This is a genomic window from Aeromonas schubertii, from assembly GCF_000820105.1.
Lineage (GTDB): Bacteria > Pseudomonadota > Gammaproteobacteria > Enterobacterales > Aeromonadaceae > Aeromonas > Aeromonas schubertii.
The window spans coordinates 76479-98149 of sequence record NZ_CDDB01000017.1 but is presented as its reverse complement, the minus strand read 5'-3'; the positions used below and the strand labels follow the sequence as shown (position 1 = coordinate 98149).

The following is a 21671-nucleotide window of genomic DNA, read 5'->3' as shown; positions in this document are numbered from 1 at the left end:
AGTATGCCTCCAAAATAGTGGGTGTCCTAATTTACCGCAGACCACATTCACCACTAAAAACCACAGCATACCAAAAATGCCACGTGGCATTAATTCCACTTAAACGCTTTGTTATATTTTATTTGTACACCACATTGAACTGCTCTAGAACCAGCAGCATATCTTCCGATGGTGATATTCCTAGCTCTAGGCACTCTTTTGAGAAGAAGTTCCAATGCGCCTCCCGCCACCAAGCTAGAGTCTTGTCACCCTCACCTTCTAAAGCCGCGAAATCCTGTGTTACTTCGCTGTATTTTTGCTTGATTACAGATGTCATTTCTATAATGCAGATCGGTATGCCATCCCAATTTGTCACCACTTGAAGGTGTCCAGCGACTGGCATTGGTTCGCCTTTTTCACTGTACCAATAGTCTAAGCTGCATGATGCACGTTTTTCACCGCGAAGGATTAACTCGGCACAGAGATTAGCATTGTGTTCATCTGCACAGAAATAGCCTGAGCTGAACGAAGTGTATTTTGAAGCGACTTCATCAGGTAAAGAGTTCAGATATTGTTCCAGGTAGACTTTACTTCTTTCATCCATGATTTTGACTCGAAAATTGATTAAGAATATAACACCCGCCTAAGGGGCTGGCAACGCATAACACTAAACTCAACCACAACAACTGTAACCACCGCGGCTCAATGGGACTGGAAACTCCGCGCGTTGACAGTCCCTCTTGAGGCGTTTGTTAGTACTTTAATTTCCGGCGAGCAAAGAGAACAAATTTCTGGTGTAATTCATGACACTCTGTTGCCATTTCATTAAGCTCTCGGAGTTTTTCATCAACATGTGCCGGATAATCCCAAGCTCCTCTATAGGCGTCTGGGACACATGAAAATATGGGGCCACCATTCAAGTCGTATGAACGCAAAGCGAGTAGATGAACAAATGAATGACACTTTTTCCATAGTTCGGAACGTTTTGCCTCAATCTCTTCGTTCAAAAAGTGATGTTCCACATTGTCCCACTGATCAACAAATTTATTAATGTCTTTCAAGCTATTGTCATGATAAGAATTACCTAAATCATGGTCTCTTAAAAATGGAACTGAATATCCATTTGATGGAAAATCGGTTAGAAACCGGTTGAATAAATCGACATCTACTTGTCTGAGTTGCTTGCTATCTTCAAGAGCGAACTCTGATGATTTGTATATAAAAAACTTATTTGCCAAATTATGGATTAACGCGAATACAATCAAACCGAACCCAACAAGTGGTTCAACAGAACTTGATTGTAATTCTGCAAGCGTGAAATATTCCCCACCATTTAGATTGAATGTATCTACTAAGAAATTGTAGAAAATTTCTTTAAACGCTGTTGGTGTTGCTAACACAGTGCCACCAAGCGTTGCCACGAACCACGTGAGTTTGTTGGTAAAATCCGGAAAAAACCAATGATTTGTAGCTTTTTCGACAATGTTTTTTATTTCTTTTTTTGTGCACACCTAACCTATATCTCCTCTTGAGTGCTAACGTTTGGTTAAGGGGCGGGCTTTAGCCCGCCCCAGTGAGCGAAGCGAACGGTTTGAACCAGTTGTTATGCGCTTGTAATGACGCTCGGAATCGGTGATTCATCGACGTTAACATAGCCGCCAGGAGTGAAGCCTCTCATAATAGTCTCTTCACTTGCCAAGGTGTTCATAAAGCCAGTGATGAACATGCAAAACTCATGGAATGGTTTCTCGCTAGAGGCCGCTTTTCCATGCCAAGCATTATCTCTATAGAACCAATAGCCTTTGCCCAGTACGCACAAGACAGTAGTTGCGGGGAGATCGGATGCTTCATATTTAAGAAAGCGATCTATTTCACTGCCAGTTACATCAGAGTCAAAGGCAAACAAGACAGTTGCAGGCAGGCCGCCGCGCACTATTTCCCCATTTTCTTGTTTTCGTGGATATGAAATAAGTTTTTTAATGGAGTTGAACTTTTTAATTGAGTCTTTGATTTCTGTTGCGGTTAATGTTGATTTGACTTCGATAGCGTATCTGCAGCACTCAACAGGGAATAGACCTAGATCCTGATTTATTAGAATTGGAGGGGCTGCTTTCGTTTGGTATATAACTAGATCTAGTTGGTCTGTTAGATTTTCGAGGCTGTCAATAATTTTCCCGGTGCCACAATGAAAACTGTGGGTAAGGAAAGGCTCAATGCATTCTTTTACTGCAATTTCGCGAATCTGACCTTCTAAGCCATGATGTTCCATACGCTTCGCTAATGCATTTGCAGTGCGCTGGGCGGTGAGTATTTTTTCAACAATATAGTCGTAATATCGCGTTGTCATAGTGGCTCTTTAGCGCATAACAGTGATTAGATGGAAGGCGGTACTAATCCGTTAACAGAGAATTCCATCTAACTCCGTAACATCTCAATCGCCGCCAAGTAAAATTGATTATGAAATCATAATGTTACAGATTACATCAGGTGACCGAGCGTATTCGCTTGATTTCCTCTTTTTGCGCCACCGTTACTGCTGTGTAAAAAACAGTGCTCAGGGCCCTCTTGGAAAGTGTCGTCACAGCACGCCTGCGTGAACAGCTCAGAAATCAGCATAAGGCCGTCACTATGTTGAGTCGGTCGTTGTGGGCAACGTTCGCTTATCCATTCCATCCGGCAAGGCTACCGCCCCTGAATTTCAGCTCCCAGTCTGCTGCTGTTTACCCGCGCTGTTGCTCTGGCCAGACTCATGGGTGACTCCAACGAGGCGGTTGCCAAGCGGCAATGGTAGCGAGTCGTGCTGGAGAGGGAAGCGGGACGCGATGGTTTCCTGAGCAAGATCAATAAATTAATCACCAGCGTGTAGCAGGGCATCACAACACAGATAGAGAATCAGAGGGACAGGGTATTGGCCCCCCCTTCAATCCGCCGAGGTGAGGGAGCAAGGTCAGGAGCGCCATCAGGGATGATGGCGCAGCCGCAGCGGGGCAGGGATGCCCCATCTGCGGCGGTCCGTCCGACCTTGCGACTGAGCCGAGGGGAACCGCATCGCGGTCGGATTGGCGGGGGAAGGCCTTCTTGGTGACTTCTTGGGCCAGCAAGAAGTCACTCGCCACAGCCCGCAGGGCGGGCGAAACCCCTATGCGGCGCAGCCGCATCAAAGAGCCGGCCATAGGCAAGGAGCTTGGCTGAGCTCCTCCGAATTGGCGGGCGAAACCCCTATGCGGCGCAGCCGCATCAAGATGCCGGCCATAGGCAAGGAGCTTGGCTGAGCTCCTCCAGATTGGCGGGCGAAACCCCTATGCGGCGTAGCCGCATCTAACTTCACCGGTGCAATGGGCCGCGCCAATTGCTCTCTCCCGTGCGGCAGCGCCGCATCAAGATGCTTGCCATAGGCAAGGAGCTTGGCCCGAGCGCCTCCCAATGTCCGATTTTTGATGTTTTATGTCTGAATGTTTGTAACTTGCGCTGTGACTTCTCCCTAACATGGAGGGCGAAAAGAGAAGGAGACATACCATGAACAACACACAAAGACTCAGCATCGAGGTCAATGAGGATCACCCGGCCTATCAATGGGCCAAGCGTCAGTCTGACTCGGTGGCCGCGTTCGGCCATATCGGCACCCATATTGACTGTTACTCGAAGGGGCCGCAGAAGAGCGAATACCAGGTTGAGACTGTGGTGATCGATTGCCGCATCGCCATGCCCACGATGGCGATGGTCAAGGGGCTGGATATGGGGGGCAAGGGGGTGGTGCTCTACACGGGTAATCTGGAGCGCCACGACTACGGCACTCCGGCCTATGGCAAGTGCGCCACCCACCTCACCAGTGAGGTGCTGGACCAGATGCTGGGGCAGGGGGCGGCCTTTATTCTGATCGACAGCTACGGCATCGGTGCCCACGGGGAAGAGCACATCTCCTTCGATCGACGCTGCGAGGATCACGACTGCTTCGTCATCGAAAATATCCGGATGACCGAGGCGATTGCCGGGCAGATGAAGGGGGTCTCTATTCGTTTTGACCGTGCGGGGGGGGCGACCGGCAAACCCTGTGAGGTGACGGCCCTGCTGGGCTGACGGAGGATGCCATGACACCTTTATCCGTCATCGCCATCCGCGACATCGGGATGGCCACCGTCGAGGTGATCTTCTCGCCTGAGCGTGCGCTCGACTACCGGGCGGGCCAGTATCTGATCCTGCGCTCGCCCGTCACAGATACCCGCTTCTACTTCTCCATCGCCTCGGCTCCCCTGCCGGGGGGGCAGATAGTGATTCAGATAGGAGGGGTCGAGGCCGGCGCCCCGGCCTATGGGCTGGTCGCCGAACTCAGGCTGGCTCACTACGCCCACTGCGAGGGGATCGGCGGTGACGCCGCGTTGCGCGAATCCGATCGCCCCCTGGTGATGATCGCGGGGGGCAGTGGCTACACCTATGCCCGCGCCCTCTTGATGGAGGAGCTGCGCTCCTCTCGAAACAGGTCGCTGACCCTGATCTGGGGAGCCAGCCGCTGTTCGGCTCTCTATGAGTACGAGTGGCTGCGCCACCTGGAGCAGGGCGTCGAGCGCCTCACCGTCATTCCAGTGGTGCTGGAGGGGGTGCCGCCGCCGGGTGGGCACAGGGGAAACCTGCTGGAGGTCACCTATGGGTTGGGGCTCGATTTTTCGCGTTCGGATCTCTATGTCTGCGGCCGCCCCGAGATGGTGCGCAAGTGTCGGGCACAGATGGTCGAGCGCTGGCAGCTGGACCCGGGTCACTTCTACTCCGATGTGCAGTGATGGGGCGGCTGAGGAGGAGCCCCGTCACCGGGGCGAAAAATCAAAACTAAAATAGTGCAACCGTGGCTAATAAACGGTGTTTCCACTGTTCGGTATGATGCACGCCAGATGTATCACTGATAGTGACAGAAGGAGCAAGGCTTATGGCCATTCACGGTGCCACCCCGACCATGCTGAAGGCTATCGACAGCCTGCAGCTTGCCAACGTCAATCCCGGTAGCAAACAGACTCTCGCCCTGCATCTGGGCGAGGGGAAGGATTACACCATTCAGATCGGCAAGGGGGGGGATGTCTCGGTTGCGCGGGATCTCAACCATTTAAGCGCGGTGGGCCGCATCAAGAGTGCAGTGGTCGATTTCTTTAGCCGGGCCACCACCCGAGGGGAGAGCGCGCTCACCACCCGGGCTACCCAGATCCAATCCGAGGTGCAGCGGCAACTGAGCGAACTGAGCCAGGTCAAGGAGATGGTCCACAAGGCCTTTTATCAGCCGATCGGCGAGTTCAAAAATGAGGCCCAGTATCTCAAGCAGGGCAGCGACCCCAGTGCGGCGACCCTGTCCGACATCACCGAGTCCAATCAGAAGCGGCTGGGTCTGGAGACTCTGGACAAGGCTTCCCTGAGCTTTGTCAAAGAGCACTTCCCCAGTTTTATCAACGGTAAAGAGGCCATCTTCAGCATGCTGAGCTCTCGCGTCATCGAGAAGACCCTGGCGCTGCATACCTCGCTGGCCGGCGACCCCAAGGCGCTGGGTGAGGCCCTGAATATCTTGGGACATGAGTCTGAGGCGTTCAGTGCCAAGGTGAATGCCGAGTTCAATCGCAGCTATGTTCAGCTGTTTGAGCAGCGGGCCGCTGCCGAGCTGCAGACACTGACCGAGGCGAACACCCGCGCCAACGGGTTACAAGTCGAAGAGGGGTCGGTATCAACGGCGGCTGAGCCGGTGTCAGGCAAGGGGGCGAAGCGTGTGCATTTTAACGAGGATCCGGTCAGTGAGACCCGGGTATTCGAGCGGGATGAAAGAAGGGTGCATTTTGCCGAGAATCCGGTGAGCGAGACCCGGGTGTTTGATCGGGACGCTGCCATCAAGGTGTGATGCGGATGATAAGTGACGGCCTTGCCACCGGGGTGGCAGGGCCGTCGGGTTGTTATCTCCCCTCCCGCTATCACGGGAGGCGTGAAGAGGTGTGTTGTGTGGATATCTATCAAGGCATAGTGGACGAGCTGTCGGTGGAGGCATTGGCGTTCGATGAGAGCGGCGTCTGCACGTTCGAGATCCAGCGGGCAGGGGAGCAGGCGACCCCCTTCGTGGTCAATCTGGTGGCCAGGAGGGAGGAGAGGGCGCTGGTGCTCTCGGTCACCACGGCGAGCGAGTTGCCCGAGCGCCTCTCGCGGGCGCTGTTTCTGCGCTTCGGTGAGCATGCCCTCGCCCCCTTGCGCCACGGTGATGGGGTCGGCATCTACCCGGGTACGAGCAAAGTCTCTTTCTTCGCCAGCCTGGCCCTGGAGAGCTATCGCCCCCATCTCATCAAGGAGCGCCTCGCCTCTTTGCTGGAGCGTGCCCATGAGTGGGAGGCCGAGCTCGCTCTGGATGGTCTGAGTGCGGATGAGGTGCGCGGCGATCCTGGTCAGAGCCTGAGGGTGTGATGGCTCGCCCCGACGCCCTCTCGCGTCCCCGCCACCGAAGCCCCCTCCCGGGGGCTTCTCTTCACCGCGCTGTGTGGCTGAACTCACCCCGCAATTTCGGTATACTCCCTCCCCCTGTCGCCGGCCTGGCCGGCTTTTTGTGAACACAAAACCAGAAGACCCGATCACCATGAGCCAGAAGCACCCCGCCAGTCCCCATACCGCCCACTGGAGCGGACGATTCTCCATCGCCCCCATGCTGGACTGGACGGACCGTCACTGCCGCTACTTCCACCGGGTGCTGAGCCGCAACATATTGCTCTACACCGAGATGGTGACCACGGGCGCCATCATCCACGGCAAGGGGGATTACCTGGGTTACAACCAGGAGGAGCACCCCATCGCCCTGCAGCTGGGTGGCAGCAACCCGGCCGATCTGGCCCGCTGCGCCAGGTTGGCCCAGGAGCGTGGCTACGACGAGGTGAACCTCAACGTGGGTTGCCCCTCGGATCGGGTGCAGAACGGTCGTTTCGGCGCCTGCCTGATGGGGGAGCCGGCCCTGGTAGCCGACTGCGTCAAGGCGATGCGCGACGTGGTGGATATTCCGGTGACGGTCAAGACCCGCATCGGCATCGACGAGCAAGATTCCTACGAATTTCTGCAGGCCTTTATCGAGCAGGTGCGTGACGCCGGCTGCGACACCTTTATCGTGCATGCCCGCAAGGCGTGGCTCAGTGGGTTAAGCCCCAAAGAGAACCGCGAGATCCCGCCCCTTGACTACCCGCGGGTCTACCGGCTCAAGCAGGCGTACCCGGCGCTCACCATCGCCATCAACGGCGGTGTCACCAGCCTGGAGCAGGCGCAGGAACATCTTGCCCATCTGGACGGGGTCATGGTGGGGCGCGAGGCCTATCAGAACCCCTTTATCCTGAGCCAGGTGGACAACCTCATCTTCGGCGAGAGCCAGCCTCAGCTGACCCGCCACGAGGTGGTGCGCCGCATGCTGCCCTATATCGAGCAGGAGCTGGCCAAGGGCAACTATCTCTCCCACGTCACCCGCCACATGCTGGGGCTGTTCCAGAATCTGCCGGGGGCGCGCGGTTGGCGTCGTCACCTGAGCGAGAACGCCACCAAGCCGGGGGCCGGCATCCAGGTGGTGCTGGACGCCATGGCCAAGGTGCCGGAGCAGTGGCAGCCGCGCGAGGCTGCAGGCGAATAAGCAAAAGCGGCGCACCCCAGGGTGCGCCGCCTTGTTTTGGGGATCACAGAACCGGGGTGAAGTCGTGGATCTCGCCGCCACGGGCGGTGAAACGGGGATCCTTGTCCTTGAAGGCCTCGAGCTCGGCCATGGTCTTGCAAAAATCGCCGCTCTTGTTGAACAGGGTGCGGGCCTTGTCGATGGACCGCTCGGCGTGACGCCGCTCCATCTTGCCGAGCTGTCGGTTGGCAAAGATCTGATGCTGCTCCAGCATCCAGGCCGAGAACGCCTCCTGGCAGGGCACCTCGTCGGAGGCCCGGGTCAGGGGGGAGAGTAGAAGCAGGCTGAGGAGGATAAAACGGGTCATGGTGTGCTCATAAAAACAGCAGGCGGCGCATTGTAGAGAGAGAGCGACCATTTGAGAAGAGGGCTTGAAAAAAAGAGAGGGGAGCCCGGCTCCCCTCTCCTTGCTCAGTGGGCCACCAGATAGAGCTGGCGGCTGTAGGCCACGTCCTCCGGGTTGTCGATGGGATAGCCCTTGAGCCAGGGCTTGATGAGGCGGGCGTTGGTGTACTGGTAGATGGGGGCGATGGGCATCTGTTCGGTCAGCAGCTGCTCGGCCTGGTTGAAGAGGGCGGCACGTCCATCCCCCCTGGCCCCTTCGGCCTCTTGCAACAGGCGATCGTAATCGGCGTTGGCAAAGCCGGCCATGTTACCGCTGTGGTGGCTCTGCCATAGGCCGAGGAAGGCGGAAGGGTCGTTGTAGTCCGCCACCCAGGAGGAGCGGATCACCTGAAACTGGCCGCTCTGGCGACTGTCGAGATAGCTCTTCCACTCCTGATTGGTGAGCGCCACCTTCACTCCCAGTTTCTGCTTCCACATGCTGGCAATGGCGACGGCCATCTTCTTGTGGATCTCGGCGGTGTTGTAGAGCAGGGTCAGGGTCAGCGGCTTGTCCGGGCCGTAGCCGGCTTCGGTGAGCAGGGTCCTGGCCTGTTGGTCCAACTCGGGCTGAGGCGTCTGGCTCAGGTCGTTGGGGGTCGGGGTGAAGCCGCGGGTCACGTCCGGGGTGAAGCGCCAGGCAGGCAGCTCGCCGCTGCCGAGCACCTTGTCGGCGATGAGGTGACGGTCGATGGCATAGGAGAGCGCCTTGCGCACCCGCACATCGTCAAGGGGGGCCTGACGGGTATTGAAGGCGTAGTAGTAGGTGCCGAGCTGGGGCGGGGTGAAGACCTCGTCCGGGTGCTCGGCCAGCAGCTTCTGATATTGCTCCTTGGGGAAGGATTCGGTGATCTGGAGATCGCCGGCCAGGTAGCGGCTGGTGGCGGCACTCTCCTGGTTGATGGGCAGGAAGGTGACGCGGGTCAGCACCGTATTGGCCTTGTCCCAGTAGTGGGGATTGGGTACCAGCTCGAGGCGCTCATTGACCACCCGGTGGGCCAGCACGAAGGCGCCATTGCCCACCAGTTTGCCCGGCTGGGTCCAGCGCTTGCCTTCCTTCTCGATGCTGGCCCGGTGCAGGGGATAGAGGCTGGGATGAGTCAGCAGGTTGAGCAGATAGGGCACAGGGCGCGCCAATGTGATGCGCAGGGTATGCTCGCCCACCGCCTCGACCCCCAATTGTTCGGGGGGCAGCTTGCCCGCCAGGATGGCGTCGGCGTGTTCGAAGGCGGCGAGGCGGGCAAACCAGGCAAAGCTGGCGCCTTCGCGCGGGTCGACCAGGCGGCGCCAGGCGTAGACGAAGTCCCGGGCGGTGACCGGGTCACCGTTGCTCCAACGCGCCTCGGGGCGCAGATAGAAGGTATAGTGGAGCGGGTCTTGCTGCTCCCAGCGTTGGGCCGTGCCGGCAACCGGGTTCCCCTGCGGGTCCTGGTTGAGGAGCCCCTCGAAGAGATCCCGGGCCACCTGCAGCTCGGGCAGCCCCACCAGCTCGAGGGGGGAGAGGCTGGCCGGCTCGTCCTTGAGATGGCGCACCAGGCTCTGATCCGGGGCGAGACGGGTGCCGGCCGGCAGCTCGGCGGCCCACAGGGGGGAGGCGGAAAGTGTGACAAGCAGGGGTATCCATCCCTTCATGGTCCGATCCTTAATTGAGAGGTGAAATAAGGTGCTAAGTGGCGCCATGATAGCCCTCTTCACGGAAAAATCCCCCAGAAAAAGGAGTGTGTCATGGGAAGAGCTCTCTGGATTGTGCTCTGGTTATTGAGTCCCCTCGTCTGGGCTCTGGACCCCTGCACGGCGCAGAGTGAGGTGGGTAGCTGGTGCCGTCTGCCCATCGAGCGGCTCCACCCGACCCAGGGTGGGGTCGGCATGTTGCAGGTTGAGCGTACCCGGGCGTCGCTGGCAGGAAAGAGCCCCAAGCGTCTCGACAAGCTGATGAAGAAAAAAGAGATCCCCGTGGTCATCTCCCCCGACGGGCAGTTCTGGCTGGTGGATCGCCACCACCTGACCACGGCCCTGTGGCGCAGCGGGGTGCGCGAGGCGCGGGTGAAGGTCATCGCCAGGCTGCGCGATCCCGCCAACTTCTGGGCACAGATGCGGGCCAATCACTGGGCCTGGTTGCAGGACGAGCGAGGCCGCCCCCTGGATCCCGCTCGCCTGCCGGTCCGGGTTGCGGATTTGCCCGACTACCCCTATCGCACCCTGGCCGGCTTGCTGGAGGATGCGGGCTACATCGACAAGAGTCAGCAGGTCTACTTTATCGAGTTCGCCTGGGCGACCTGGCTGGGTGAGCAGATGGGTTGGGCGCCGGTGAACCGGGAGAGTGTGGCCGAGCGGCTGCAGCAGGCCAAGCTGCTGGCCTGCAGTCGCCGCGCCGCCCATCTGCCCGGTTACCCGGGGCGGCTGTGCAGCAAGGGGTAGCCGAGATTCCCCTGACAAGTCTGGTGTTGATATTTATTCTCAATTAGAGATCAATAGGGCCATCGTCAGGGGAGGAGTCACAGATGAACCGGATACATTGGCAGGAGTACATGCTGGAGGCCAGGGTGGCCCAGAATAACGGGGCCTTCGGGGCCGCCGTCTGTCTCTACCAACGGGCCCTCGAGCTGGCCCTGGAGCCCGATCCCGAGCTGGATCTGGTGGAGCAGGCCACCATGCAGGTGGCCAGTTGCCACCGGCTGGCGCAGTTTTGGGGCGAGATGCGCGAGCCCGCCTTTGAGCTGCGCTACCTCAAGCTCGCCTCCGAGCTGGTGACCGCCCTGGTCCCCCAGTGTCCCCACCGCCAGTGTGCGGCCCTGATCGGCGAGCTGGGCTGCTGCCGCGCCGCCCTGCTCGCCTTTCTCAAGCGTCATCCCAATCCCGACATTGCCCGCCTCATCCAGACCCAGGACAAGGTGCAGGAGTGCGAGTTGATCGGACGCTTTCGCCTCAACTGATCCCCTAACCCGCCAGATAGGTGGGCAGGAACAGGGAGATCTGGGGGATGTAGGTGATCATCATCAGGAACAGCAGCAGCAACCCCACCCAGGGGAGGCAGGCCTGGATCACCCAGCCCATGCTGCGCCCCGTGATCCCCGCCGTGACGAAGAGGTTGAGCCCCACCGGCGGAGTGAGCATGCCTATCTCCATGTTGACCACCATGATGATCCCCAGGTGAATGGGATCGATGCCGAGCTGGGTGGCGATGGGGAAGAGGATGGGGGCCATGATGAGGACGATGGCCGATGGCTCCATGAAGTTGCCGGCGAGCAGCAGCAGCAGGTTCACCACGATGAGAAAGCCCCAGGCCGGCAGCCCCCAGTGGGTGATGGTCTCGGCGATGGCGTGGGGGATCCGCTCCGAGGTGAGCACGTGGGCGAACAGCATGGCGTTGGCGATGATAAAGAGCAGCATGATGCTCACCTTGGCGGCGTCCCTCACCACCTGGCCCACCTCCCGATCGAAGGGGGAGCGCAGCAGGGCCAGGGGCAGCAGGGTCAGGTTGCGCACCAGCGCTGCCCCCCGGCTCTCGCGCTCCTTGCGCCAGGGCACCCCCTTGAGGGGGCCGATATCCCGGTAGCCGTAGACGGCGATGAAGTAGGCATAGACGGCGGCCACGGCGGCGGCCTCGGTCGGGCTCGCTATCCCTCCGTAGATGGAGCCGAGCACCAGCACGATGAGAAACAGGCCACCCAGGGCGCGGGCACCGCTGCCCAGCAGGGCGACCAGCCCCGGGAAGGGCTGGCTCGGCAGCCCCTTGATCCGGGCCACCACATAGATGGCCAGCATCAGCAGCCCCCCCATCATCAGACCGGGGAGAAAGCCCGCCATAAACATGCGTGAGGCCGACACCTCGGTGGCGGCCGCGTAGACCAGCATGACGATGGAGGGGGGGATCAGGATGCCGAGGGTACCGGCGTTGGCGATCACCCCGGCGGCGAAGGCCTGGGGATAGCCGGATCGCACCATGCCGGCGATCACTATGCTGCCGATGGCGGCCACGGTGGCCGGGCTCGAGCCACAGACGGCGGCAAACAGCATGCAGGCGAGCACCGAGGCCATGGCCAGGCCGCCGCGAATATGGCCCACCGAGTCCATGGCGAAATGTATGATGCGCCGGGCCACGCCACCGGTAGAGAGGAAGGCCGACGAGAGGATGAAGAAGGGGATCGCCAGCAGGGTGTAGTGCTCGGAGGTAGACTCGAACAGCTTCAGGGCCAGGGAGGCGAGGGAATCGTTGGAGAAGGCGAGCACGGTCACCACGCTGGAGAGGCCCAGGGCGACGGCGATGGGCATGCCGAGCAGCATGCAGAGAATAAGCAGGGTAAAGAGGGTCAGGGTCGCCATGGTCACACCTTCTGTTGATCCGAAACCAGATGCATGCTGTCGCGGGCCTCATCGGCCAGGGCAAAGCCCTGCATCTGGCCACGCCACACCTTGATGCCCACCTCCAGGAAGCGCAGCACCAGCAGCCCCAGACCGACGGGCAGTATGCTCATCACCTGCCAGCGTTTGAGGGGCAGATCCTCCATCTCGATGCCGATCAGCTTGAGCTTGCTCAGGTAGATCCAGGCACCGTAGAGGAAGAGGGCGCAGTAGGCGAGGCAGAGGGCCACCGCGAGCAGGGTGAGGCGGCGCTGCCAGGGGGCAGGGAAGAGCCGGATGGCGGCATCGACCCCGATATGAGCCCCCTCGCGCACCCCCCAGGAGGCGCCGAGCAGCACCATCCAGGCCGCCAGGTTGAGGGTGGCCTCCTGGGCCCAGAGCAGGCCGGTGTCGAAGAAGAAGCGCAGCAGCACTTCGATGAAGACCAGCAGGGTGGTGCTGACCAGCAGCAGGCCGATGAGGCTCTCTTCGAGGCGGTAGATGAGTCGTTTCATGATCACATTCCCGGGGCGCCCGGCGGCGCCCCTCACTGGTTTACTGGTTAGCGGCGACGGCAGCGTCGATGAGATCCTTGCCGATGGCCCCCTCGAACTGCTGCCATACGGGCTTCATGGCGGCGACCCACTGGCCGCGCTCGGCGTCGGTCAATGTCACCAGCTGGCTCTTGCCCGAGGCGAGGATCGCCGCCTTGTCCTCCTTGTCCTTCCGGGCGGCCACCTGGTTGCCATAGGTGACCGACTCCTCCACCGCCCGCTTGAGCTCGCTGCGCACCCCTTCGGGCAGGCCATTCCAGAACTCGGCGTTGACCACCACCAGGTAGTCGAGCACCCCGTGATTGGACTCGGTGATGTAGGGCTGCACCTCGTAGAACTTCTGGGAGTAGATGTTGGACCAGGTGTTCTCCTGGCCGTCGATGGCCCGGGTCTGGAGCAGGGTGAAGACCTCGGCGAAGGGTTTTTTCACCGGCACGGCCCCTATCTTGTCGAACTGGGCGGCCAGCACGTCAGAGGTCTGGATGCGGAACTTGCGCCCCTTGGCATCGGTCGGCACCTTGAGCGGGTTGCTGGCGGAGAGCTGCTTCATGCCGTTGTGCAGGTAGCCCAGACCAATGAGGCCGTACTGCTCGAGCGAACCCAGCATGGCCTGCCCCTGAGGGCCCTGCTGGAAGCGGTCCACTGCGGCCATGTCGTTAAACAGGAAGGGGAGATCGAAGATCTGCAGCTTGTCGGTGTACTTCTGAAACTTGGAGAGGGAGGGGGCTATCATCTGCACATCCCCGAGCAGCATGGCCTCCAGCTCTTTGCCATCCCCGAACAGCTGGGAGTTGGGGTAGACCTTGACCTCGACCTCCCCCTTGAGGCGCTCGTCCACCAGGGTCTTGAAGTGGGTGGCCATCTGCCCCTTGGGGGTGTTCTCGGCCACCACGTGGGAGAATTTCAGCTCGATGGGGGCCGCCTGGACGAGGCCGCTGCACAGGGCGAGGGCCAGCAGTGTCTTTTTCATCTCGTTTTCTTCCTTGAGGTGTAGGGTTTGCCTCAAGACAATGGCAAGGGGCATGCCAGAAGAAACAAAAATGAAACAATCCAGTAACGGCGCGCCTCCCGGGCCGTCAGCCCGGTATGACGGCCATCGGGCGTGGGGGGAAATCCCCCCATTTACGGATTGGCGGCGGGGGGCTCCTCACCCGTTTTATAGTCCTGCTTGTCCAGGGCGTACTTGCGCATCTTGTCGTAGAGCGTCTTGCGCGCCAGCCCCAGGCTCTCTTGCACCTCCTTGAGACGCCCCCCGTGTCGGCCGAGGGCGTCGGTCAACAGGGTGCGCTCGAATCGCTCCACCTGCTCGGCCAGGGTGAGGGGGTGGCTGCTCAGGCTGACGTCGGCGAAGGCCCCCTCTTCCCCCATCAGCACACAGCGCTCGGCCAGGTTGCGCAGCTCGCGCACGTTACCGGGCCAGTCGTGGGCGAGCAGCCAGGCAACCTGCTCGGGGCCGAGGCGAGGCGGTGCGAGCTGGTAGCGGGTGGCTGCCACCCGCAGGAAGTTTTCAAACAGCAGGGGGATATCTTCCTTGCGCTCGCGCAGTGGGGGGATCTCCACCCGTACCACGTTGAGGCGGTAGTAGAGGTCGGCGCGAAAGCGTCCCCGGTCCGCCAGTTGGCGCAGATCTGCCTTGGTGGCCGCCAGTACCCGGATGTCGAGAGGGATCCCCTGATTGGCGCCGAGGGGCTCGACCCTGCGCTCCTCCAGCACCCGCAGTAACTTGATCTGCAGGCTCATGGGCATGCTCTCTATCTCGTCGAGAAACAGGGTGCCCCCGTTGGCCCAGGCGATGCGTCCCACCCGCCGCTTGAGGGCCCCGGTGAAGGCTCCCGCCTCGTGACCAAACAGCTCGCTCTCCATCATGCTCTCGGGGATGGCCCCGCAGTTGATGGCGACGAAGGGGGCGGCGGCACGCACCGAGTGATCGTGCAGGAAGCGGGCGACCAACTCCTTGCCGCACCCTGTCTCCCCATGGATCAGCACGTCGGCCGGGGCATCCTTGATGCGGGTGAGGATCTTGCGCAGGCGGCGGATCCCCTCGGTCCGGCCCAGCAGGCGCGGCCCCGGGCCGCTCTGGGCCTCCAGCTCCTCACGCAGCTCCCGGTTCTCCAGCACCAGACGGCGCTTCTCCTGGGCCCGGCGCACCACCTCCAGCAGCTCATCGGTACCGAACGGCTTCTCGATGAAGTCATAGGCCCCCAGGCGCATGGCGCTGACCGCGGTGGAGATATCCCCGTGGCCGGTGAGGAGGATCACCGGCAGCTCGGGATCCCGGGCCAAGGCCGCCGTGAGGAAGGCGATGCCATCCATTCCCGGCATATTGATGTCGGAGATGACCACCCCGGGCCAGTCCGGGGTGAGGCGGGCGAGCGCCTCCCGGGCGCTGGCAAAGGGGCTGACCTGCATCTCCTCCAGCTCCAGGGTTTGGCCGAGGGAGTGGCGCAGGGCGGGTTCGTCGTCGATCAGCATGACCTGGTTCATTGGGGCTCCTGGCCTGGCGTGGCCGCCGGGTTGAGGGTGATGCGAAAGAGGGCGCCGCGGGCCGGTTGCGCCTCGAGGCGGCCGCCAAATCCCTCCACCAGGCGGCGAGAGAGGGCGAGCCCCAGTCCCAGCCCCTGGGCCTTGGTGGTAAAGAAGGGCTCGAACAGGCGGGGGCCGGCGGCGGCAAGGCCGGGGCCGTTGTCCTCCACCTCGATCACCACCTCTCCCCCCTCCGCCCGGGCGCGCAGCCAGATCCGTGGCGGGTGGCTCTGCTCGGTGGCCTGCAGGGCATTGTGCAGCAGGTTGACCAGCACCTGTTCGAGCTGGACCGGATCCGCTTCGACCCACAGGGGGGGCTCGGGCTGAGTGAGCTCCGCCAGTACCCCCTGGCGAATCATCTGGTTGTGGAGCAGCGCCAGGGTGGCCTGGATCACCCCCTGCAGGTGCACCGGCCCCAGGGTCTGCTGCCCCTTGCGGGCGAATACCTTGAAGCGGGCGATGAGCTCACCCATGTGGCGATTGAGGTCGTTGATCTGCACCAGGTTGTCCCGGCAGGTGTCGAGACGCCCCTTGTCGAGCAGGCGCAGGGCGTTCTCTGCGTAGGTGCGCATGGCCGCCAGGGGCTGGTTGAGTTCGTGATTGATGCCGGCCGAGAGCTCCCCCAGCACCGCCAGCTTGGCGGCCTGAACCAGCTGCTCCTGGGTCTCGATCAACTCGCGTTGGGTGTGGCGAAACTTCTCCACCGTCGCCGTGAGCTCCCCGTTGCTGTCGGAGAGGGCGCGGGTGCGCTCGGCCACCTTCTGCTCCAGCTGGTTGTTGAGGCGGGCCAGCCGCTCCCGCCCGAGCAGGATCTGGCGCCAGTAGAGCCAGATCATCAGCAGCAGCAGGAAGATCAGGGTGCCGGCGGTCAGGACCCGGGCGATCAGGGGGCCCAGGGCCTTGAGGGGAACCAGGGTGTAGAGGTGCCAGCCCGCCTCCGGCATGGTGCGGGCGGCGAACAGGTAGCCTTGGCCCCACTCCCAGTGCTCCTGACGCCTGAGTTGGGCCAGGGAGTCGAAGGGGGTGAGGGGCTCACCCAGGCGATCCCCGTATTTGCGCTCCAGGGCGAGCTGGGCCAGGGTGGCGGGATCGAGGCGGGTGAGAGGGCGGTAGAGCCACTCGGCACGGGAGCTGTAGAAGACGACCCCGTGCTCGTCGGTGAGCAGGTAGTCGCGGCGGGCACTCCCCTCGTCGATGAGGGAGAGGGAGACCTTGACCACCACCACGCCGATGGGGCGCTCCCGGCTCATGATGGGATAGGAGAAGTAGTAGCCGCGCTTGCCCGAGCGTTGACCGAGGGCGAAGTAACTGCCCGCCTGACCGCTCATGGCCTGCAGGAAGTAGGGGCGAAAGCGGTAGTTATCCCCGACGAAGCTGTCATCCCGCTGCCAGTTGCTGGCCGCCAGCACGTTTCCTTCGCCACTCATCAGGTAGATGGCATCGGTGCCGACAATCTCGTTGAACTGCTCCAGCAAGGGGTGGAGGGCGGCCGGGGCGAGACGCCCCTGCAACAGTGCCATCAACTCGGGGCGGGTGGCGATCAGGGCCGGCAGGCGGCGGTACTTGTCGAGCTCCACCTCCAGCTTGCCGCTCAGGTTATCGTTGTGCTGGCTGGCCTCCCGGTGCAGGCTCTCGAGCCCGACGTGGCGTGCCGACAGGGTCAGCACCACCATCAGCCCGGCCCACAGGGCGAAGAGCAGCCCCCGCTGTCCCTCTCTCATCCGCTCCATCCTTGGTTCGGTCCCTGGCTACTGGCTGCTGCGGGCGAGTCGGCTGGCGATGCGCTGTTGCGCCTCCTCCCCCTGCAGGGCCAGGGCGAAGGCGCGAGCCTCCATATCGATGGTGAAGTGCACCGCCTGGCGCAGCTCCTGTTTCAGCAGCGCCTTGCTCTGTTGCAGGGCCCGTGGTGGCTTGGCGGCGAGCGCCGTGGCCAGCGCCCGGGCGGTGGCCAGCAGCTCGCTGGCGGGGACCACCCGATTGGCCAGCCCCATGGCCTGCGCCTCGGCCGCGCCGAAGGGGGCGCCGAGCAACAGCAGCTCGCTGGCTCTCAGATGTCCCACGGCGCGCGGCAGCAGCAGACTGGAGGCAAATTCGGGCACCAGGCCGAGATCCACAAACGGCAGGCAGAGGCGGGCATTGTCGGCCAGGCAGACCAGATCGCAGTGGAGCAGCAGGGTGGTGCCTATGCCTACCGCAGGGCCGGCGGCGGCCACCACCACCGGCTTGGGGAAGTCGGCCAGGGTGTGCAGGAAGATGAGGATGGGGTCATCCTCCCCCAGGCTCTCCTTGCCGAGGAAGTCGGCCAGATCGTTGCCGGCGGTGAAGCAGTGCTCGTCCCCCTGCAGCAACACGACCCGAATGGCCTCATCTTCCTTCGCCCCTTGCAGGGAGAGGGTCAGTTCCTGATACATTCGGGTATTGAGTGCGTTGCGCTTCTCGGGTCGCGTCAGGGTGAGGGTCAGCACTCCCTCCTGGCAGTGCCGTTTGATAACTTGCTCCATCTCCCACTCCTTGAATTCGGGGGCTGGCAAAAGATTCTCGTTGGGGTAACCTTTACCCCCGTTAACAACATCATAAAGGGATTTCAACCATGTTTAAACGCGCGTTTTTTCCCCTGGTCGCCGCCCTGATCGCCGCGCCGGCCCTGGCCAAGGTCGAGGCCGTCGACGGTTATGTGCGTCTGCTTCCCCCCGGGGCACCCAACACCGCCGCCTTCATGATGCTCAAGAACGACGGGGATAAGCCGGTTAAACTGGTCGCGGCGGCGTCACCCGAGGTGGCCCGCGCCGAGCTGCACACCCACCTGCACGACAACGGCGTGATGCGCATGCGCCAGGTGGACTCTATCGAGGTGCCCGCCAGGGGGATGGTGCAGTTGCAGCCGGGTGGCCTGCATGTGATGTTGTTCGAGCTGCGCGATGTGCTGAGCCAGGCAACCCCCTTCCCCCTGACCCTCACCTTCGACGATGGCCAGACCCTGACCCTCTCCCTGCCGGTCAGGGGGGTCGAGCCCATGAAGGGGATGCAGCACTGACATATTTGGTCGCTGTTCAGCGTTTGTCACTGGGTATTCCGTTTCGGCGCGGTAGAATATGGGGCTTCCCTGTCCAAGAATGGAGAATAAGAAAATGAACAAGAGCCTGATTGCCGCCTCCCTGCTGGCCCTGATGAGCAGCTCCGCCATGGCTGCCAACGACTGGCGTTTCGCCGCCGGTGCCGACGTATGGAATGCCCAGGGCAGTGGCCAGGTGTCCGGTGTGGGGTCCAGCTATGACCACAACTACAACTGGAACGGCTACCTGCAGCTCGAGCACGGCATCTTCCTGCTGCCGAACGCCAAGTTCGAGATGAGCGATATGGGCAGCTCGGGTGGCGCCTTCAACAACGATCTGCTGGCCTATGATCTGAGCCTCTACTATCGCCTGTTCAACAACGATCTGTTCAAGATCGATCTGGGCCTGACCGGCCGCCGCTACGACGGTGACTTCAACACCCTGCACTACTCCTACGACAAGGACGTGCTGATGGCCTATGCCGCCACCGAGGTCAAGCTGCCGGGTACCGGTCTCTCTGCCTTCGCCGATGCCCGTGTCGAGGACGGTGACAACTACGACTACCGTCTCGGCGGTGCCTACAAGTTCTCCTCTGCCCCGGTCAAGGTTCGTGCCGGCTGGCGTGAGGCCAAGATGGACTTCGACCGCGTCGACCAGAGCGTGGATGGCTGGTTCGTCGGTGCCGAATTCAGCTTCTGATAAGGACGTACCATCATGGGTTACACCATAGTCACGGGGGCCGGTACCGGCCTTGGCAAGGCACTGACCGACGGACTGGTGGCCAGGGGCCATCGGGTAGCCATGATGGGGCGCCGGCATCAGAAGTTACAGGCACAGGAGCAGCGCTTCGGGGAGCAGGTGATCGGCATCGCCGCCGATCTCTCGCACCTGGAGGAGGTGGAGATGGCCTTCTCGGCCGCTGCCGAGTGGGGTGGCCTGCCCGACATGGTGATCCACTGTGCCGGGGTGGGGGAGTTCGGTCCGGTCGGCGTCTACACCGCCGAGCAGATCCGCTCCGTGGTCGAGAATAACCTCATCTCCACCATACTGGTGGCCCAGCAGACGGTGCGTCTGCTCGGCGACAGGGGCGGGGTGCTGGCCAACGTGCTCTCTTCGGCGGCCCAGGTGGGCAAGGCCAACGAGAGCCTCTACTGCGCCTCCAAGTGGGGCATGCGCGGCTTTCTCGAATCCCTGCGGGCCGAGCTGAGAGGGGGGCCGCTGCGGCTGGTGAACCTCTATCCGAGCGGCATTCGCAGCGAGTTCTGGGACAACAGCAATCACGTGGATCCCAGCCGCTTCATGACTCCCGAGGACGCGGCGGCCTACATGCTCGATGCCCTCGCCTCGCGCACCAGCTGCCATGTGACCGATCTCTTTATCGGTCGCAACGACTGAGCCCGGCTCCAATATGACAACGCCTCCCTCGGGAGGCGTTGTGCTTTGCGGGCCTCAGTGCGGCCGCTGCCACAGGGTGAGCAGGTAGTCGTGCTCGAGGCGCTCATCTCCCTGCTGCTGGTAGCCGTGGCGCACCGCGTTGTTGGCACGCCAGGCCAGCGGGCTGGTGGCCAGCATCAGCTCGCGCGTCTCGGCATCCATGGCGACGTCGAAGTGGCAGCGCTGGCGGGCCAGCTCGGTGAGGGGGGCGACGCTTGGCCAGGCAGCCGGGTGCTCTTTGGCATCCGGGTTGATGTGGCTGCGCAATTGCCAGTGGTGGCGCGGGCCCTGGCTGACCAGCAGCAAGAAGCCGCCGGGGGCGAGCAGGGGGGCCAGGTCGGCGGGACGGCTCTTGTGACCGGCCTCGAGCAGCAGGGCGTGAGCCAGCCCGGGCTGCAGCGGCGGGTGAAGGGGATCGGCCAGCACCAATTCGGCACCGGGCTGCGCCTTGGCGGCGGCGAAGATGGCGTTTTTGGCGCGCTCGAGGCCGCTCAGTTGCCACTCTGGCCGGCGCTCGGCCAGGGCACGACAGAGATAACCCTCACCGGCACCCAGCACGATCAGCTCACCGGCTTCGGCCGGCAGCAGGGCGGCTAGGGCATCGGCCAGGGGGGAGAGGGCGCCCTGCTCGAGCCAGTGGCGACGGGCGCGCATCAGGGCTCGGCTCTCGCCCTCCTTGGGGGAGTGCTTGCCGGGGATGAGGTCGAGGTAGCCCTCAGGGGCCTTGTCGAAGTGGTGCTTGTTATCGCAGTAGGCGCCCCCGGAGGGGGTGTGGCGATGGAGGGGGGCTCGGCAGAAGGGGCATTGCAGGTGCATGGGATCATCCAACAAAAAGGGCTGCCGAGAGGGCAGCCCGTTATTCGGTGTCAGGCTCAGCGGGTGCCGAAGACGACGATGGTCTTGCCGTGGGCGGAGATGAGGTCTTGCTCCTCGAGCATCTTCAGGATGCGGCCAACGGTCTCGCGGGAGCAGCCGACGATCTGGCCGATCTCCTGACGGGTGATCTTGATCTGCATGCCATCCGGGTGGGTCATGGCGTCCGGCTGGCGGGCCAGGTTGAGCAGGGTCTGGGCGATGCGACCGGTCACGTCGAGGAAGGCGAGGTTACCCACTTTCTGGCTGGTGTGCTGCAGGCGCTTGGCCATCTGGCCGGAGAGGCGCATCAGGATCTCGGGGTTGACCTGGATCAGCTGGCGGAATTTCTTGTAGGAGATCTCGGCCACTTCGCAGGAGCCTTTGGCGCGCACCCAGGCGGTCCGCTCGGGGCTCTCGTTCTCTTCGAACAGGCCCATCTCGCCGATGAAGTCTCCTTGGTTGAGGTAGGAGAGGATCATCTCCTTGCCCTCGTCATCCTTGATCAGAACGGCCACTGTCCCCTTGACGATGTAATAGAGGGTCTCAGCCTTCTCGCCCGCATGGATCAGGGTGCTCTTCGCCGGGTACTTGTGAATATGGCAATGCGACAGGAACCATTCGAGAGTGGGATCGCTTTGCGGTTTGCCAATAGCCATGAGTATTCCTCTGTTGATTATCTGGACTTCTAAGTCCCGGCAAGGTGCCACGCTTGCCATTCCTTGTTTATAAGTGGCAGTAGCATAAGAGCCTTTGCCCATAGAGACAAGGCTTGCCGCCAGTGCAGGGCATTCTAGGAACTCCACTGGCCGGAGGTGTTGATTTTGATCTATTTACACGCCACTAAGTGCGGGCCATGGGAGAGTGGTATGCTACGGATCACATTATTGCTATCCA

Annotated in this window: 23 protein-coding genes; 10 read left to right on the top strand and 13 right to left on the bottom strand. The window is 61.6% G+C overall.

Annotated elements, in window-relative coordinates; translation table 11 throughout:
- Nucleotides 1–118: 118 nt before the first annotated feature.
- The 3 genes from BN1133_RS03780 to BN1133_RS19980 form a co-directional block, all read right to left on the bottom strand.
- A complete protein-coding gene (locus tag BN1133_RS03780; protein WP_050665222.1) occupies nucleotides 119–583 on the bottom strand; it encodes an ASCH domain-containing protein in 465 nt (154 codons plus the stop codon).
- Between the two features lie 148 nt (nucleotides 584–731).
- Nucleotides 732–1490, bottom strand: coding sequence for a hypothetical protein (locus tag BN1133_RS19505; protein ID WP_082177884.1), 759 nt, complete (start codon nucleotides 1488–1490; stop codon nucleotides 732–734).
- A gap of 92 nt (nucleotides 1491–1582) precedes the next feature.
- Entirely contained in the window at nucleotides 1583–2326 is a 744-nt protein-coding gene (locus BN1133_RS19980; RefSeq protein WP_153006692.1) for a DUF6602 domain-containing protein, read from the bottom strand.
- Between the two features lie 1169 nt (nucleotides 2327–3495).
- Between BN1133_RS19980 and BN1133_RS03770 the strand changes: the two genes are divergently transcribed.
- From BN1133_RS03770 to dusA, 5 genes are all read left to right on the top strand, one after another.
- Nucleotides 3496–4056: a cyclase family protein gene (locus tag BN1133_RS03770; protein ID WP_050665220.1), complete on the top strand. Its 561-nt coding sequence runs from the start codon at nucleotides 3496–3498 to the stop codon at nucleotides 4054–4056.
- 11 nt (nucleotides 4057–4067) lie between these two features.
- Nucleotides 4068–4754, top strand: a complete 687-nt coding sequence (locus BN1133_RS03765) for a ferredoxin reductase domain-containing protein (protein WP_050665219.1) — start codon at nucleotides 4068–4070, stop codon at nucleotides 4752–4754.
- 143 nt (nucleotides 4755–4897) lie between these two features.
- A complete protein-coding gene (locus BN1133_RS03760; protein ID WP_231686234.1) occupies nucleotides 4898–5848 on the top strand; it encodes a hypothetical protein in 951 nt (316 codons plus the stop codon).
- A gap of 98 nt (nucleotides 5849–5946) precedes the next feature.
- Nucleotides 5947–6399, top strand: coding sequence for a CesT family type III secretion system chaperone (locus BN1133_RS03755; protein WP_050665218.1), 453 nt, complete (start codon nucleotides 5947–5949; stop codon nucleotides 6397–6399).
- Between the two features lie 169 nt (nucleotides 6400–6568).
- The gene (dusA, locus tag BN1133_RS03750) at nucleotides 6569–7597 is read left to right on the top strand and encodes a tRNA dihydrouridine(20/20a) synthase DusA (protein WP_050665217.1); all 1029 of its coding nucleotides are present in this window, start codon (nucleotides 6569–6571) and stop codon (nucleotides 7595–7597) included.
- Between the two features lie 43 nt (nucleotides 7598–7640).
- Here the strand turns inward: dusA and BN1133_RS03745 are convergent, their stop codons facing one another.
- Nucleotides 7641–7943, bottom strand: coding sequence for a hypothetical protein (locus tag BN1133_RS03745; protein ID WP_050665216.1), 303 nt, complete (start codon nucleotides 7941–7943; stop codon nucleotides 7641–7643).
- A 104-nt stretch (nucleotides 7944–8047) separates the two neighbouring features.
- Nucleotides 8048–9649: a peptide ABC transporter substrate-binding protein gene (locus BN1133_RS03740; protein ID WP_050665215.1), complete on the bottom strand. Its 1602-nt coding sequence runs from the start codon at nucleotides 9647–9649 to the stop codon at nucleotides 8048–8050.
- 93 nt (nucleotides 9650–9742) lie between these two features.
- Between BN1133_RS03740 and BN1133_RS03735 the strand changes: the two genes are divergently transcribed.
- Both BN1133_RS03735 and BN1133_RS03730 read left to right on the top strand, forming a co-directional pair.
- Nucleotides 9743–10435 (top strand): ParB-like protein, encoded by a 693-nt coding sequence (locus BN1133_RS03735; protein ID WP_050665214.1) that lies wholly within the window; start codon nucleotides 9743–9745, stop codon nucleotides 10433–10435.
- 83 nt (nucleotides 10436–10518) lie between these two features.
- Nucleotides 10519–10950: a DUF2753 family protein gene (locus BN1133_RS03730; protein ID WP_050665213.1), complete on the top strand. Its 432-nt coding sequence runs from the start codon at nucleotides 10519–10521 to the stop codon at nucleotides 10948–10950.
- A gap of 4 nt (nucleotides 10951–10954) precedes the next feature.
- Here the strand turns inward: BN1133_RS03730 and BN1133_RS03725 are convergent, their stop codons facing one another.
- The 6 genes from BN1133_RS03725 to BN1133_RS03700 all read right to left on the bottom strand — a co-directional run bounded on the left by BN1133_RS03725 (nucleotide 10955) and on the right by BN1133_RS03700 (nucleotide 17936).
- Nucleotides 10955–12340 carry a TRAP transporter large permease gene (locus BN1133_RS03725; protein ID WP_050665212.1) on the bottom strand — a complete coding sequence of 462 codons (1386 nt, stop codon included), beginning with the start codon at nucleotides 12338–12340 and terminating at the stop codon, nucleotides 10955–10957.
- A gap of 2 nt (nucleotides 12341–12342) precedes the next feature.
- A complete protein-coding gene (locus tag BN1133_RS03720; RefSeq protein ID WP_050665211.1) occupies nucleotides 12343–12873 on the bottom strand; it encodes a TRAP transporter small permease in 531 nt (176 codons plus the stop codon).
- Between the two features lie 40 nt (nucleotides 12874–12913).
- The gene (locus tag BN1133_RS03715; RefSeq protein ID WP_050665210.1) at nucleotides 12914–13882 is read right to left on the bottom strand and encodes a TRAP transporter substrate-binding protein; all 969 of its coding nucleotides are present in this window, start codon (nucleotides 13880–13882) and stop codon (nucleotides 12914–12916) included.
- Nucleotides 13883–14034: 152 nt separating this feature from the next.
- Nucleotides 14035–15396 (bottom strand): sigma-54-dependent transcriptional regulator, encoded by a 1362-nt coding sequence (locus BN1133_RS03710; protein WP_050665209.1) that lies wholly within the window; start codon nucleotides 15394–15396, stop codon nucleotides 14035–14037.
- Entirely contained in the window at nucleotides 15393–17156 is a 1764-nt protein-coding gene (locus tag BN1133_RS03705) for a sensor histidine kinase (RefSeq protein ID WP_050665208.1), read from the bottom strand. Before BN1133_RS03705 ends, BN1133_RS03710 begins: the two co-directional genes overlap by 4 nt.
- Before the next feature lie 27 nt (nucleotides 17157–17183).
- Nucleotides 17184–17936 (bottom strand): enoyl-CoA hydratase-related protein, encoded by a 753-nt coding sequence (locus BN1133_RS03700; RefSeq protein ID WP_050665207.1) that lies wholly within the window; start codon nucleotides 17934–17936, stop codon nucleotides 17184–17186.
- Nucleotides 17937–18025: 89 nt separating this feature from the next.
- Between BN1133_RS03700 and BN1133_RS03695 the strand changes: the two genes are divergently transcribed.
- From BN1133_RS03695 to BN1133_RS03685, 3 genes are all read left to right on the top strand, one after another.
- Complete coding sequence (locus BN1133_RS03695; RefSeq protein ID WP_050665206.1) at nucleotides 18026–18469, top strand: copper chaperone PCu(A)C; 444 nt, start codon at nucleotides 18026–18028, stop codon at nucleotides 18467–18469.
- Nucleotides 18470–18563: 94 nt separating this feature from the next.
- Nucleotides 18564–19187 (top strand): TIGR04219 family outer membrane beta-barrel protein, encoded by a 624-nt coding sequence (locus BN1133_RS03690; protein ID WP_050665205.1) that lies wholly within the window; start codon nucleotides 18564–18566, stop codon nucleotides 19185–19187.
- Between the two features lie 15 nt (nucleotides 19188–19202).
- Nucleotides 19203–19883, top strand: a complete 681-nt coding sequence (locus tag BN1133_RS03685; protein ID WP_050665204.1) for an SDR family NAD(P)-dependent oxidoreductase — start codon at nucleotides 19203–19205, stop codon at nucleotides 19881–19883.
- A 54-nt stretch (nucleotides 19884–19937) separates the two neighbouring features.
- On the opposite strand, the gene BN1133_RS03680 is transcribed toward BN1133_RS03685, so the two are convergent.
- Together BN1133_RS03680 and crp are read right to left on the bottom strand one after the other, a co-directional pair.
- Nucleotides 19938–20738, bottom strand: a complete 801-nt coding sequence (locus BN1133_RS03680) for a putative RNA methyltransferase (protein WP_050665203.1) — start codon at nucleotides 20736–20738, stop codon at nucleotides 19938–19940.
- A gap of 56 nt (nucleotides 20739–20794) precedes the next feature.
- Entirely contained in the window at nucleotides 20795–21433 is a 639-nt protein-coding gene (gene crp, locus BN1133_RS03675; protein WP_050665202.1) for a cAMP-activated global transcriptional regulator CRP, read from the bottom strand.
- Nucleotides 21434–21671 lie beyond the last annotated feature (238 nt).